Consider the following 14,621-nt stretch of genomic DNA (forward strand, 5'->3'; position numbering starts at 1 on the left):
GTCATCCAGCCAGTGGGTTCCTTTAAAACCTCTCCATGCTTCGTTCATAATGTACTCCTCTCAAAAAGCAATAACATTGTTTGTTAATTATTTATCTAATCATTTCCGAAGCATATATTAACACCTAGTCACAGAGCGAACATTGATTACAATCAAGTTTTTATTTATTTTTTATTTTTCACAAAAAGTTCAAAATTTTCTCAAATCACCATGCACATCATGCCATAGTAAACAGCTTTAGCTTGGCATACAAATCATCTAGAATGAATCTTTTGTCGATATTCTTATAAACCTTGATAGGTCTGTATTTCCCTTCATGTACATAGTTCATTTTTTCATCAAATGAAGGTGCAGGCTTATAATCCCACTCACCACAATCATTGAACATAATGATTCCAACTGCAGGAGAATCACCCAGGCACCTATATTCAATTGGGCGATCATTGGCTTCATTGTTAAAAGCAATTACATTCTCAACAAGGTATTTCCCAACTTCTCCGCAAGGATACACTTTGTCATACATTTCAGCAAAAGAAACAGGCATCATTCTGTATACATTTCTAGGCACCTGCCAAAGCTGCACATCGGACTTAAAAACATAGTTTGCTGCAGCAACATCGTTACTAAGATTGTATTCCCAACCTCCAATTGGCCAATCTCTTCCTCCAATCCATATAACAGTCAGATTCTTTTTAGCAATTCGAGGCTCCATCTTAAGAGCTGCTGCCATGTCAGTAAGGGGACCGAGAAATGCCACATATAATGGTCTGTCGTCATCTTTCATAGCTTCTTCCACAATAAATCTAGCGCCCTCAGACTCCACCAGATCATCTTCCGATGACATTGCTCTTTCACCACCGCAAACAACATTAACCTGGCCATTCATGTGCATTAGATCAAGAAGTTTTTGGATCTCATCGTAACTGTCCTTCATGCTATGTTCTGATTTTCCTGTACCAAAGTGCGCAGCTACAAGCGCCTTTAGATCCATGGATTCAGAAAGAATCGCCTGGACAATAGCAAACTGATCATCAACTTCATTTTTTGCATCTGTATCTAAGATCACCCTTACCTTTTTCTCATCTGGAATATTAAACTTTATCATGTCTTTCTACCTCTTTATCTATTGACAGTCTCCACTGCCTTTTTCCATCCTTCATATTTACTCTTTACTTTCTTTTCATCCATCACAGGCTCATGAGCTGTTCTTTTCAGCTTTGAAAGAATGCTCTCATCCCAAAGGCCCACTGCAATTCCAGCCATATATGCAGCTCCGATGCCGGATAATTCCTCTTGATTTGGTACCAGAACTTTGCAGCCTGCCATATCACTTTGAAACTGCATGAGATACTCATTTCTCGTGGGACCACCATCGACTCTTAGCTCCGATAGTCTTACTCCCGAATCTTCACTCATGGCTTTTACAATATCAGTGATCTGGTATGCAATACATTCAAGGGCAGCTCTGCAAAACTCAGCCTTCCCTGTAGTTCTGTCCATTCCTATTATCGCTGCTTTTGCGCGGAAGTTCCAATATGGAGCACCGAGCCCTGTAAATGCAGGCACCAGATAAAGCTCGTCATCCTTGGTTGCTTCATTGGCAAACTTTTCTGTCTCAGCTGCATTTTCTATGAGGCCAAGATCATCTTTAAGCCATGTAATAACAGCTCCGGTATAGTTGAGATTTCCCTCCAGAACGTACTGAACATGGCCGCCTCTCCCCCATGCAAGGGACGTTACAAGACCATTTTTGCTAAGTATTGGCTTTTCACCTATATTCATCATTATTGATGAGCCTGTGCCATAAGTGGCTTTCGTTTTTCCTTTTTCACAACAGTCTTGGCCAAACAATGCGGCATGGCTGTCACCCATAACTCCATGGATTGGTATCTTTTCAGATAAAAGACCTTCAAAATCAGTGTAACCATAACAGGCATCAGAATCCATGACAGTTGGCATATTTGAAGGCTTTATCCCAAAGGCTGAACATATCTTTTCATCCCACTTCAGGTTAAAAATATCAAACAACTGTGTTCTCGACGCATTGGAATAATCGGTCGCATAGACCTCTTTATTGGTCAATCTATACACAAGATAGCTGTCCATTGTCCCATGGCATATTGCGCTATTTTCAGCCAGTTTCCCCGCCCCCATTGTATTTTCCAGAAGCCAGGCTATCTTGGCAGCCGGAAAATATGGCGACAGTTTTATGCCTGTTGTCTTGTAGATATATGCCTCAATTTCTTTTATCTCAGGTCTTTCGCATATGCTGGCCGCTCTTGAACACTGCCAGACTACCGCATGGTTCAAGGGTTTGCCAGTCTCTTTTTCCCAAATAAGACTTGTTTCCCTTTGATTGCTTATCCCAACCGACACTACAAGTTCAGGACTTATATTGGCTTTTGAAATAACTCCTTTAACTGCCGTTATTACATTTTCATAGATTTCCTCAGGGTCATGACTAACCCATCCCAGGTCATTTATTATCTGCTTATGAGCCACATCACATCTGCACATAAGCACCCCGTTTTTATCGAACAAAAGAGCTTTTGTTCCTTGCGTGCTCTGATCGATACTTATTACATACCGCCCACTCATAAGTTCCCCTTTACCGTTTTTGCGATTCCTTCAGCATTTAACCCGTAGTAATCGAATACTGCTTTGGATTTTCCTGTTATGACATGATCGTCAGGAAGTGCCATCTGCACTACTTTGCAAGGCTTGTTCGCCGATACAACAGACGCAACATCTGAGCCAAGTCCTCCAAAAGGAGCATGCTCTTCGACAGAAACAACAAGGTCTGCATCTTCTGCCGCATTTATCAGTGCCTCATTATCAAAAGGCTTAACACAGAACATATCAAGAACCGTTACAGTGATACCTTCTTTTTCAAGGCTTTTTGCTGCTTCTATAGCCGGTCTTACCATTTCACCACAAGCCACGATCACAATCTTCTTGCCGATTCCATCTCCGAACTTCCATACAGTTGCCTTATCCATCTCAAAAGGTGTGCTCTCTTCACTGTATATATCTTCAACCGGATTTCGCCCCACCCTTACGTATGCAGGAGAATCATCTGTTAAAAGAGCTTCAATAAGCTTTGCCGTTTGGAATCTGTCGCTTGGAAGATAAACTCGCATATTGGGAATTGCTGACATTGCTGCTATATCCTGCGCACTGTGATGGCTCATTCCAAGTTCTCCATAGCTTATTCCGCCGCTTATTCCAATGAGCTTAACATTAGTATTTGAATAAGCCACATCAACTTTTGCCTGCTCATAAGAACGAGTAGACAAAAAACAAGCCGGTGAAAAACAGTATGTCTTTTTACCCACATGCGCCATTCCAGCTGCAATACCAACAAGATTCTGCTCAGCTATCCCAACTTCCACAGCCTGCTCCGGAAACTCTTTAAAAAAAGGAGTCATAGAGGCAGAGCCTCTTGAATCTGAACAGAGTGCAATTATATCTTTATCACTTTTTGCATGTTCCATTAAAACTTCGCAGATAGCCTGTCTGTTCGGAATCTTATTCATTTTCAAGCTCCTCCTTTCTTTCATCTATTGCCTTAACAATCTTCTCGTACTCTTCATCATTTGGAACATGATGATGCCATCCCACATTGTTTTCCATAACATCACCACCACCAAATCCTTTTATTGTATTGGCAATAATAAGCGTCGGCTTATCATCTACGTTCATAGCACTTTGAAAAGCCTCCGACATCTCACTTATACTGTTTCCATTTGCTTCCAGAACATTCCATCCAAAGCTTTCCACCTGTTGATGAAGATTTTCATGAGTCATCACTTCCTCTGTTGTTCCCGAAATCTGCAAATGATTTCTATCTACCACAGCGCAGAGGTTTCCGAGTTTATAATGTCCTGCTGCCATGAAACCTTCCCATACCGAGCCTTCTGCCAGTTCTCCATCACCCATAACTGTGTAGATGCGACTTGGTCTTTTGTCCATCCTGCATGCAAGAGCCATTCCAACCGCCACAGGAAGTCCATGTCCAAGGGAACCTGAGTTCATCTCCACTCCATCCACCTCATTATTGGGATGTCCAATAAACTTTGAACCAAACTGAGAAAATGTATCAATAAGCTCCTGCGTGTCAAAAAATCCCTTATCTGCCAAAACGGCATAGTAGCTTTCTACAGAATGTCCTTTACTCATTACAAAGTAGTCACGGTCAGGATCATCCTTATTTTCCGGAGAAATATTCATGACATCAAAATACAATGCCACAAGAGTCTCCATTACCGAAAAGTCACCTCCAATATGTCCTCCGCCGGATTTTCTTATCATTTCAAGAACGACTTTCCTTAGGTCCATCGCTTTTATACTTAATTCTTTTACTCTTTCTCTATTCATGATCAATCACCCCTTTGAGCACCTGGCAGTTAAATAATTCCGTGTATCTTATCCAGTACTTCCTGCTCAACTTCGTCATAGAGATCCGGTTTAACACCGATATACTTACATGCCTCGTAAAGAACAGGAACAACATCCTGATGAATACCCACACAGTGGTGGATATATGGGCCTTCCACAATCTTTGCCTCAAGTCTTGGCCAGTTAGCAACTTCAACCCACAGATATGTTCCTTTTGTGTATGGGCCATCGATTCCCTTCGCATTTCCCAAAAGGAGTGAATATTCCCCATCATCCCCGTCGAATCTTGCGAGAGTCAGATCTCCGTGCTTAGCTTCTGCCTCAACTGCGCCTGGATGGTCAAAGGCAAGAGGATACCCGATTGTTGGCTTGCAGCCGGCACAGGAAATAGGCCACGGTCCGCAGTGCTGCAAAAGCTCACCGTTATCATTATCAGGATGTCTTACAGTCCAGTCAGCAAAGAAGGATCTGCTCTCATCCATACCGGCAGCTTCCACCATAAGTGCTGTTATTGCACCATGGATATCTGTTTCGCATACTACAGGAAATCCCTCTTCATTCAAAAGAGAATTGGCAGCGCATGGCATGATGCCTATCTCTGACTGAAGAGCATTCCAGCATTGAATGGCTCCTGCAGTGCATCCATACTTATCTGCAAGACTTCTCATAGCAACCTTAAGAGCCGCAACATTCTCAAGCTGCTCTTCATTTACAGAAATGTTGAAGTTTTCTTTACAATACTTAATAGTCTCAGCTACCTTTTTTCCTTCTTCCTTGGCAGCTTTCATCTCAGCTGTCAGTTCCGGAAGCGGTATAGGTGCAAGCTGTATATTGAATTTTTCAAGAAGTTCACCTTCATTGCACATGGTTGACCAAAAATCATAGGGGCGCGGTCCAATCTGCAAAATTCTGATATTCCTAAAAGCCTTAACCACATTGCAAACTCTGATAAACTGGCGTACTCCCTGCTCAAATCCAGGATCATCCAAATTGCAGTTTGTTAGATATGTGAATGGTACTCTGAACCTTCTTAATACCTTTCCTGTCGCAAAAATGCCGCACTGGCTGTCTCTTAATCTGATTCCATTCTCATCAGGTCTTTCATCCCTTGGTCCCCAGATAAGCACCGGAAGATTCATGTTTTTTGCCAGTCTTGCCACCTCATATTCAGTTCCAAAATTACCATGTGGAAAAAATAATCCGTCAACCTTCTCTTTTCTGAATTTCTCTTCAATCTTTATTCTGTCAGCGTCATCGTGAAGAAGCCCGTCTTCAGCGATATCATCGATATCCACAAACTCAACGCCCATTTTCCTAAGCTTTTCTCTTGTGTAGTTAGCATATTCAACTGCTGCCGGTGCGCTGAAAATGCTTCTTCTTGTAGGTGCGAAACCAATTTTTATACTAGCCATACTCATCCTCCTCTACGAAAAAACAACTGTCTCTATAGCGTAAATATAACTTCACGTAAACTTTATTCCAATATTTAGTAAAGTAATATTTACTTTATTTTTACTTTATTTTAGAATTGTCTATAGAGAGGTGATGACATGTCTATTACAGCAAAAGAGCTCGCGAAAAAATTAAATCTCAGTGAAACCGCCATTTCCATGGCTTTAAACAATAAACCCGGAGTCAGTACAAGCACCAGACAGCTTGTTATAAAAGCTGCCGAGGAAGCCGGGTATGACTTTACAAAACTCAAAAACTCCGACAGTTTAAACGGAAGCATCTACGTGATTTTTTATAAGACTCACAACGCTATTCTTTCCTATACTCCTATATTTGATGAGTTGTATCAGGGGGTAAAAGAGGAATGTCAAAAGCGAAAGATTGGAACAAAGATCATCCATTTTTACGAAAAAACCGATAGTCTCGAGGAATGCTTTGCAGAGCTTCGAGGATCTGACTGTTTGGGTATCATACTTGTAGGAACCGAGATAACTAAAGAGGTATGTCAGAAATTTATAGACCTTCACATCCCTCTTACGCTTATGGATACATATTTTGAGTCGCTGGATTGCAACAGCGTCCTTATAAATAACTCTCAAGGCGCTTATATCGCTACAGAGTATCTGATAAGCATCTCCGGAACTCAGCCCGGCTACCTGCAGTCAAGCTACCCAATTTATAATTTTGCCGCAAGACAGGAAGGATATTTTAAGGCAATAAAAGAGAACGGGATGTCAAAATCCCGTTCCATAATTCATAAACTTGCCCCATCCATCGAAGATGCCATGGGGGACATGCTCGAAATAATAGATGATGGCGCCGAGATTGCCAGGTGCTATTTTGCTGACAATGACATCATCGCCATCGGTGCTCTTAAAGCTTTCAAGCTTCGTGGATACCGCATCCCGGAAGATATTGCCATTATTGGATTTGACAATATTTCCGAATGCCGCGTCGTTGAACCAAGTCTTACAACCATGGACGTTCCACGACTTTTTATCGGTCAGACCGCTGCCAAGCAGCTTATAGAGCAGATCACCACAAAAATGCTCCACTGTTGCAAAACAGAAGTCAGCACCAAAATGATCAAGAGGCTATCTCACTGCCTGTAAGAAGCTTTGATTTCATAGTTTCCTTTTGAGAAAGTTCTTTTCACAAGTTCGTCAAAAGAGATACTATCACCATTTAATGTAATGTCAGTGATTTCCTTGTCAGGTACAAATACAGCTTCACCATCAAATGGCACAGTAAATGAATAAGTTACTGTGTCATTATTTATTTCCCATCCTGACTCATATTTACCAACCGGCATATCAACAGAAGCTCTCGCAAAGCTTAATCTCTCGTCAACATGCGGAGTTATACATACTTTTTTGCCTGCAACATGATCTTCATCAACACTTATGCCGCAAACCATTGTATATATCCACTCAACAATTGCACCATATGCATAATGGTTCAAGCTGTTCATCCCAGTTCCGCTTATGCTTCCATCAGGTAAAAGAGAATTCCATCTCTCCCAAATAGTGGTTGCTCCAAGATTCACTTCATAGAACCAGCTAGGATAATCCTCATTTAAAAGAAGTGTAAAGGCCTCTTTTGAATGGCCAGTTTTAGTTAAAGCGCTACAAAGGAATGTCGTACCAACAAAACCTGTTGCAAGATGGTAATTCCATTTTTTCAGAATCTCTATCAGATTGTTTCCGGCTACTTCCACCTCATCTTCATCAAAAACATCAAACCATATAGATATAGCGTAAGCTGTCTGAGTGTTTATACTTATAGTCCCATTGCCGGTCCTATACTTGTCCCTTATAGCCTTCCTTACCTCAAGTGAACGAACATGATACTTTTCCGCATCTTCTTTTTTTCCAAGTATTGCTGCTGCCTTTGAAGTAATCTCAAGAGAAGTCATGTAATAGACTGATGAAACAAAGTATTTATCGGTTCCACCTTCTCTGTTATCCATTCCGGCTGCATCGCCCTCAACGTCAAGAGATAGCCAGTCTCCAAAATGAAATCCGCAGTCCCATAATCTCTTACCCTGACAATGGTCTTCCTCCATATGGATCACAAAATCACACCAGGACTTCATATTGTCATACTGCTCGGAAAGCCATTCCTTATTGCCATAATGAAGATACATGTTCCATGGAATAATTACAGCAGCATCCCCCCAAACGCTGGCTCCTGCCTCTCCCCACTTATCTTCTGTAAGGTCAAATTCAGGCTCAGCCATTTTTTCTCTTCCAATGGTAAGTACATCAGGAACCACATAGGGAACTGCTCCATTTTTCTCCCTCTGCTCAAAAAGCATATCTTTCAAATACTTTCTAAAGAAGGAAGGTGTCTCCATGTGATAAGATGCAGAACCCGAAAAAATCTGAGCGTCTCCAGTCCATCCGCACCTCTCATCTCTCTGAGGACAGTCGGTTGGTATGTCAACAAAGTTATCTTTTTGGCTCCATTTTGTGTTGGAGATAAGCCTGTTTATCTTTTCATTTGAAGTCTCAATGAAACCAGTCTCTGCAATGTCGGAATACAATGCCACTGCCTCAAAATCAGCTTTCTTTATTTCCTCAAGTGTCATACCTGTAACTTTTACATATCTAAATCCAAAGAATGTAAAATGAGCTCTGGCTCTGTCTTTTTCTCCCGAACTTATATAAGTATATTTTGCCTCTGCAGTACGAAGATTATCCCTATAAAAATTGCCCTTTTGAAGAACTTCGCCATATTCAAGGACTACTCTGTTATCCTTTTCTGTTTCATTGGTAAACTCAACCCATCCGCTTATTTCTTGGCCAAAGTCAATTACATACTCACCTGCAGGCGTCAACAGGATCTCTACAGGTCTTATCCTTTCATGCGCACGGACCGGCGCCCCAATCATTGGAGTCATTTTACCGACCGGCGCTTCTGCAGCTATCGCTTTTGAAACTTCTCTTCCCTGCGCACTGCAAATATTCTTTTGTTTTCTAAAATCCCAAACCTCACCATCATATATTCCTGAAGATGCAACAGGTGATTTCAAGCAATCCCAGCTCTCATCCGTGCATATGCGCTTTTCAAAGCCATCACCCGATAGGATCATATCTGCTATCAACAGGAATCTATCGCCATAGTACTCACACATCTGCCCATGAGCCATATAGCCGAATTTACCTTTATACCATCCATTTGCCAGATATACAGTAACCGTATTTTCTCCTTCTTTTAAAAGCTCTCCGATATCATATGTCTGGTACTGTATCCAATATCTGTAATCAGTAAAATATGGTGTAAGGTAGTCATTACCTACTTTCTCACCATTAATGTAGGCTTCATATAATCCAAGCCCACATATATACAATCTGGACTTTTTTATTTTTTCAATCTCATTCTCTGTAAGTGAAAAGACTTTTCTCATAACCGGATGAAGATCATGTGAAAACTTTGGTGTTATCCACATTCCACTGAAATTACCGTCAGGATGTCCACCTTCAAAAGAGCTTACTCCACTTTCACAGTAATCTCCTGCATCATCTGTCACACACACTTTCCAGTAATATGTTTTCCCTGCATCATATGAAAACTCAGGATGATAGGGACATGCTATCTCACTACTTTCTTCCTGATGCAGAACCTTTTCAAATTTATCGTCTTCCGCAAGGATAAATTTGGTCTTAACACTTTTTGTTCCAAGTGCTTCTGCACACTTCCATGTAAAAACAATATTTTCCAGACTTATACCTATTGGATTAAACTGATAATTGCATTTTTGATCAACGATTTTCATGTCACCCTCCATAATACAACGGGAAATATGTCCTCATGTCTTTATCTTCTCCCCTGTTGTCCCAGGCAAAATAGGGAATAAAGCAAACTGTCTGATCTTCGAATCTTACTTCAGGCAATTCTCTGTACAAACTGCCACTCTTATTCTCATCGCCTTTTAAAATCTTAACCTTTCCTTCAATTTTCAGTATATCCCGCCCCAGGATATCTACGTGTTTTTCGACAAAAAATCTTTCGTTTACCGGAAGAAAAACATCTTTAAGCTCAGCACTTCCTGCATCGCCCTCTTCCATGCAATAAACTAAAGGCCCCCTTTCAAGGCATACTCTGCCTCTACACTCTTCAATTCTATCATGTCCCACGGTATATCTGACAGGCATATCAAAAACAATTTCAACAGCTGAATCACTTGGTTTTTCCAAAAAAACCTTATAGTAATGTCCTGTCATATCAGATGTGATTTCTGTTATCTTCTCCACACCTCTTGCATCAGTTACTTTTATCTTGCCGCTCTTTGCCCATGAAGGAATCCTAAGCATTAAATCTGCGCATGTCTCATTTTTTACATTTTCAAAAGTGAATATAATTGTTCCGTCGTAGGGATATGAAGTCTCGCACTTAAGCTCTGTCTCCATACCTGAAGACAGTTTAATATGCGCGTTTGAAGCTGCATACATTCCTACGTATATTGAATCATCACGAACTGCATATAAATACTCGGAACTCTGTGCCAGATTTCTGGCAAGATTAGGAGGGCAGCAATAACTTGTTATATACTCCGTTCTGTGAAGGGGCCACACCGGATCAAATCCGGGCTTCTTTATCCTCTCCAGCATATTTTCATAAAAGAACTTTATGCCATCAAGACTAAGCGCTGCAAGATTAGTGTTAAGCATAACTCTTTCAATAACATCAAAGTATTCAACCTTGGGCTCTATCATAAACATCCTATAGGCCCACATTACAAGCCCCACATTGGCACAGGTCTCATTATAAGCAGTCACATTTGGAAGCTGATAGTCATATCCATATGCCTGATGAACAAGCTGCTGTTTAAAAAAGTTTCCATAAGGTGACGCTCCGTTATAAAGCGCTCCGCACCCTCCTGTTATGTATATCTTGTGCCTCATCAGATCATCCCAGACACTGTTTAGAACCTCAAGGTACTCATCTCCACCCTCTTCCAGATAAAGATCAGCAAGTCCTGCGTACAGGTAATTGGCCCTTACCGCATGTCCTATAATCTTTCTGTGCTGCTTTAGCGGGAGTCTGTCCTGGTTATCATCGAGCCCGTTCTTTACAGAATCTCTGAGCTTTATAGCTTTTTCAGCCAGTAAAAGATATTTCTTGTCCCCAACAGCTCTATAAAGTTCTATAAGTCCCATGTAATGAGATGGACAAACAGCTGTCTGCACCTGATCTTTTTCCTCTGCATCTCTGTACATGCTATCTAAATAGTCAGCAGCTTTTGATGCAATATCCAGAAGACTCGTTCTTTGGGTCAGTCTGTAATAAAGAGCTGCTGCCGTCATCAAATGGCCAAAGTTATACACTTCAAAATCGTTGATGTCGCCCATTCTTCCAAGGCCGCTGTGATTCATCTCACCGATTATCTGCTTTGTTGAAATATAGCCATCCTCTCTTTGAGCCCTTCCAACAAGATCAATATATTTTTCTATCCTGTCAAAAAGGTCATAGTTGTTTTCCATGACTGCACAGTACATCGCAGCTTCAAGCCACTTGTAAAAATCACCATCGCCAAAAACAGTGCCCGCAAAATCACCCTTTGATTCACCGGCACATATTCTAAAATTTTCAACAACATGGCTGATATCTGCAGAGTCAAACATCTTTTCAAGCTGAGGAACAGTCGCACTAAATACAACGTCTCTCACAGATTTCCAAAAACCATCTGTAAGCTCAACTTCCCTGGCGTCAAGAGGCACTACTCTGGCATTTTTACTTTTACTTGTATCGGTAAGCATTTTTTCGTCCTTTCTTAATCTGTCAAAGCTACAACCGCATTGAAAAGAGTGTCTTCATCACCAACATTTCCCGGAAAAATAACATATGGAATTCCCGGAAATCTACTATCTTCATCTGTTTTCCACACAGGAACTCCAGGCTGTATCTGCCCCATCACAAGAGCTCTTTTCACCCCAAGGGCTTTTGTGCCAATATCACTGGAGGTTATTCCTCCTTTACCTATAATATATGCCGGCTCGCAGCCAAGACTGGCGACTATATTTGTAAAGGCATCCGATATTTCAGCAGACCGCAAAAGAACTGTCTCCTTAGTATCTCCCGGTAAACTCAGTACCTTCCTCTTGGTATAAACTACTGCCGTTACTCCTTTTTCTATTTCAGAAGTCACCCAACGGGAAGCCCTTTTTGTTTCCTCTCCCAGCTTTCCTTCCAGGACTTTATCCGAATCATATTCCATGAACTCCAGGTTATTCAGCCCCCTTAACTTCTCAAGCTGCCTTGTTGTCTTTTCCGTGTGTGATCCGATAATTATCACCCCGCCTTTATCGGATGTGATATTCAATGACTTCTTTGTCAAAAGAGGCGCGTCAGGAATTGCCCCAACAGCTTTTACAAAATCTGCTGCCGTGCGATAGACAAAGTTCTTTCCTTTTTTCAGACACCTGTAAAGCGCTGCGCAGAACACTTCAAGGTCAACCGGCTCAATTGCATTAACTATTATAGGGGTGCCATTTGTTGCTTGATCCAGCTTTTTTTCAATCTCATCCAGATTTCCCTGTCTTAAAAGCCCAAGCGAAATGCTGATTACTTCGCAGGCTTTTCTTTTTCCTCCAGTCTTCTCTTCAATGTAGTCTCTAAGACCAGAACTTATATATCCAAATGTTTCATCTCTGGCAAATTCAGTAGAACCGGCAGGAATCAGCTCATCTCCATATTTAACGTAATGAACATCGTTATAAGTTATCCTTCCGCCGGCATAAAAAAAGGGCGCCAGAATAAGACCGTCGCTCTTTTGTCCCAGTCTCGCTTCAATACGCTCATCAATCACATCTGTCTCAAGAGGAAAATGTCCTCGAAGCGTTGAATCACTTCTACTTATTACCCCAAAAGCTACGCCGCTCTCAAGTGATGCATCGATAAGATTATCCATAAGTTCCCTATGAAGTTTTTCAGATGCATCTTTCGTGATTCCTCTGGAATTAGTAAGTATGTAGAACATACTTTTTTCACTCTTCAAAGCTTTAAGAAGAGTGGTCTTTTCCCAATCTGTGTAAACCGCAATATCATGAACTGTCTGAACTCCTGTAGGATCATCATCAAGAACGACCCAGACCATGTCCAAAGAATCTGCTGCTTCTTTGAGCTCTTTTTTGGCATTATCCAACTCTTTCCTATATTCAACGCTTATAGCCTTTGCATTTTTCAGCAGTTCTTCATAAGATACTTTTTCCATCCCCGGTAAAACCTTCCCCTATTTTGTATTTTATGAATTATTTTTTCTCAAAAGAGATTTAAGATCTGTCTTGCTTCTCTTGGTGTTGCTACTTTTTTTCCACATTCACGGATAAGATCTGCTGCCCTTTCCACAATGAGGCTATTAGTTTCAACTTGCGTTTTCTCATCAAGGTAATCTGAGTCCTCGAATCCTACTCGCAGGGACCCCGCTCCATAGTTAAGTGCATATCTCATCATATCCCAGTTTTTCCTTCCAGCCTGGGTGTATCCCCAAATGATGTCTTCTCTACCCCTAAAGCACTCTTTTACATACTGGACCATATGACGCAAAGCATTCTCAGTTGCCGGAAGCTCCCCTTCATGTCCAAATACCAGGGCAAGAAGTATAGGTGAACAAAAATCAAACTCCTCAACAAGCTTCGCCATTGTATTTACCATTCCAAGTTCAAAGAGCTCTGTCTCTGGAAATTTATTGTGGGCCAACAGCTCTTTTACGCAGAACTTAACGTCATCAATTGGGTTTTGATATACACTTTTTCCAAGATTTACAGAACCCACATTAAGGCTCACAGCCTCCGTGAAATCTGCATAGACAGGTGCACATCTCTCTTGAATTGTCAGATTGGAAACTCCTCCTGTGGAAATCTCGATAATGATATCACATCTCTTTTTAACTATTTCTATGGTCTTAGACAGATGTGAAATATCGGGAGTGAGATTTGCATTCTTATCCCTTACGTGAAGATGCACCATTGCAGCCCCACATTTATAGCATTCATATATTTCATTTGCGAGTTCTTCCGGATCAATTCTATGAGGTGTGGCACAGACAGGCGCCACCGATAATATAACCTTATCCATTGATGACTCCTTTTTTCACGAGTGCTGCCTTAAGTGCTGCCGCTCCGTATGCAGGGCTGGCCAGAACAGGAACTCCGAACTTATCACTCAGGTACTTTGCACAATATGCCATACTTCCCTGGGCAAGAACTATAACATCTACATCTTTAGCAATTGTTTCTGCAGATGCACTCATGCGCTTTCTAAACTGCTCCTGATCAAGACCAAAAGCATTTTCAACAAGACACTGGCTGATCTCCACATGCTTGTTACACTCTCTTGCCATTCTGTTAACTGTATTGCAGGTTGGCACAAGAGTTGTTGGAAGTGTAGCCATGACTCCTACCTTTAGTCCTTTTCTTACTGCATCCCTGCACATTTCCTCATCAATCCTAACAATGGGCATTCCAATATATGCAGCTGTAACCTGAACGCTGTCAGCCACCTCACCCACAGATGAGCATGCATTAAGCACTGCATCGCATCCCTCTTCTGCTGCGTTCATAAACATCTTAATAAGTCTTGCTGCAGGAGCCTGAGTAACATATCCTGCCTCTCTCACATCACCAAGAATTGATGGATCCTGCTGCGCATAAATCTCAACGTCATTTCCAAGTTCTTTCTTTATTTCTCTATTTACATCTTCTATAAGTTCAGGTGTTGTGCTTGTATAAACTACTCCGACTTTCATACAAAACCTCTTTTCTTGTTTG

Annotated in this window: 11 protein-coding genes; 1 reads left to right on the forward strand and 10 read right to left on the reverse strand. The window is 41.4% G+C overall.

Annotation, left to right across the window (positions count from 1 at the left end):
* Nucleotides 1-217: 217 nt before the first annotated feature.
* From E7303_RS09610 to E7303_RS09630, 5 genes are read right to left on the reverse strand one after another with little or no spacing between them, the layout of a single operon-like run.
* Nucleotides 218-1,105, reverse strand: coding sequence for a nucleoside hydrolase (locus E7303_RS09610; protein ID WP_292145031.1), 888 nt, complete (start codon nt 1,103-1,105; stop codon nt 218-220).
* A gap of 14 nt (nt 1,106-1,119) precedes the next feature.
* Nucleotides 1,120-2,598 carry an FGGY-family carbohydrate kinase gene (locus E7303_RS09615; RefSeq protein WP_292145032.1) on the reverse strand — a complete coding sequence of 493 codons (1,479 nt, stop codon included), beginning with the start codon at nt 2,596-2,598 and terminating at the stop codon, nt 1,120-1,122.
* Nucleotides 2,595-3,536, reverse strand: a complete 942-nt coding sequence (locus tag E7303_RS09620; RefSeq protein WP_292145033.1) for a transketolase family protein — start codon at nt 3,534-3,536, stop codon at nt 2,595-2,597. Before E7303_RS09620 ends, E7303_RS09615 begins: the two co-directional genes overlap by 4 nt.
* On the reverse strand, nt 3,529-4,377 hold the full coding sequence (locus E7303_RS09625; RefSeq protein WP_292145035.1) for a transketolase: 849 nt from the start codon (nt 4,375-4,377) through the stop codon (nt 3,529-3,531). Before E7303_RS09625 ends, E7303_RS09620 begins: the two co-directional genes overlap by 8 nt.
* 29 nt (nt 4,378-4,406) lie before the next feature.
* Nucleotides 4,407-5,810 (reverse strand): L-fucose/L-arabinose isomerase family protein, encoded by a 1,404-nt coding sequence (locus E7303_RS09630; RefSeq protein ID WP_292145036.1) that lies wholly within the window; start codon nt 5,808-5,810, stop codon nt 4,407-4,409.
* Nucleotides 5,811-5,948: 138 nt separating this feature from the next.
* Between E7303_RS09630 and E7303_RS09635 the strand changes: the two genes are divergently transcribed.
* The gene (locus E7303_RS09635; protein WP_292145037.1) at nt 5,949-6,962 is read left to right on the forward strand and encodes a LacI family DNA-binding transcriptional regulator; all 1,014 of its coding nucleotides are present in this window, start codon (nt 5,949-5,951) and stop codon (nt 6,960-6,962) included.
* Here E7303_RS09635 and E7303_RS09640 read toward each other — a convergent pair.
* From E7303_RS09640 to E7303_RS09660, 5 genes are read right to left on the reverse strand one after another with little or no spacing between them, the layout of a single operon-like run.
* A complete protein-coding gene (locus E7303_RS09640) occupies nt 6,950-9,628 on the reverse strand; it encodes an alpha-L-rhamnosidase (RefSeq protein ID WP_292145039.1) in 2,679 nt (892 codons plus the stop codon). The two genes, E7303_RS09635 and E7303_RS09640, sit on opposite strands and share 13 nt — an antisense overlap.
* Before the next feature lies 1 nt (nt 9,629).
* Nucleotides 9,630-11,612, reverse strand: coding sequence for a glycoside hydrolase family 127 protein (locus tag E7303_RS09645; protein WP_292145040.1), 1,983 nt, complete (start codon nt 11,610-11,612; stop codon nt 9,630-9,632).
* 14 nt (nt 11,613-11,626) lie between these two features.
* Nucleotides 11,627-13,066, reverse strand: coding sequence for a four-carbon acid sugar kinase family protein (locus tag E7303_RS09650; protein ID WP_292145042.1), 1,440 nt, complete (start codon nt 13,064-13,066; stop codon nt 11,627-11,629).
* Nucleotides 13,067-13,113: 47 nt separating this feature from the next.
* On the reverse strand, nt 13,114-13,929 hold the full coding sequence (locus E7303_RS09655; protein ID WP_292145043.1) for a 3-keto-5-aminohexanoate cleavage protein: 816 nt from the start codon (nt 13,927-13,929) through the stop codon (nt 13,114-13,116).
* Complete coding sequence (locus tag E7303_RS09660) at nt 13,922-14,599, reverse strand: aspartate/glutamate racemase family protein (RefSeq protein WP_292145045.1); 678 nt, start codon at nt 14,597-14,599, stop codon at nt 13,922-13,924. The genes E7303_RS09655 and E7303_RS09660 overlap by 8 nt, the downstream gene beginning before the upstream one ends.
* Nucleotides 14,600-14,621 lie beyond the last annotated feature (22 nt).

Source organism: Butyrivibrio sp., assembly GCF_015056685.1.
In the GTDB taxonomy this organism is placed as follows: Bacteria; Bacillota; Clostridia; order Lachnospirales; family Lachnospiraceae; genus Butyrivibrio.

What these genes read in the sequence shown, in the direction of transcription:
- E7303_RS09660 (WP_292145045.1), bottom strand. Translation starts at nt 14,599, where the DNA reads ATGAAAGTCGGAGTAGTTTATACAAGCACAACACCTGAACTTATAGAA.
- E7303_RS09635 (WP_292145037.1), top strand. Translation starts at nt 5,949, where the DNA reads ATGTCTATTACAGCAAAAGAGCTCGCGAAAAAATTAAATCTCAGTGAA.
- E7303_RS09620 (WP_292145033.1), bottom strand. Translation starts at nt 3,536, where the DNA reads ATGAATAAGATTCCGAACAGACAGGCTATCTGCGAAGTTTTAATGGAA.
- E7303_RS09625 (WP_292145035.1), bottom strand. Translation starts at nt 4,377, where the DNA reads ATGAATAGAGAAAGAGTAAAAGAATTAAGTATAAAAGCGATGGACCTA.
- E7303_RS09645 (WP_292145040.1), bottom strand. Translation starts at nt 11,612, where the DNA reads ATGCTTACCGATACAAGTAAAAGTAAAAATGCCAGAGTAGTGCCTCTT.
- E7303_RS09655 (WP_292145043.1), bottom strand. Translation starts at nt 13,929, where the DNA reads ATGGATAAGGTTATATTATCGGTGGCGCCTGTCTGTGCCACACCTCAT.
- E7303_RS09650 (WP_292145042.1), bottom strand. Translation starts at nt 13,066, where the DNA reads ATGGAAAAAGTATCTTATGAAGAACTGCTGAAAAATGCAAAGGCTATA.
- E7303_RS09615 (WP_292145032.1), bottom strand. Translation starts at nt 2,598, where the DNA reads ATGAGTGGGCGGTATGTAATAAGTATCGATCAGAGCACGCAAGGAACA.
- E7303_RS09640 (WP_292145039.1), bottom strand. Translation starts at nt 9,628, where the DNA reads ATGAAAATCGTTGATCAAAAATGCAATTATCAGTTTAATCCAATAGGT.
- E7303_RS09610 (WP_292145031.1), bottom strand. Translation starts at nt 1,105, where the DNA reads ATGATAAAGTTTAATATTCCAGATGAGAAAAAGGTAAGGGTGATCTTA.
- E7303_RS09630 (WP_292145036.1), bottom strand. Translation starts at nt 5,810, where the DNA reads ATGGCTAGTATAAAAATTGGTTTCGCACCTACAAGAAGAAGCATTTTC.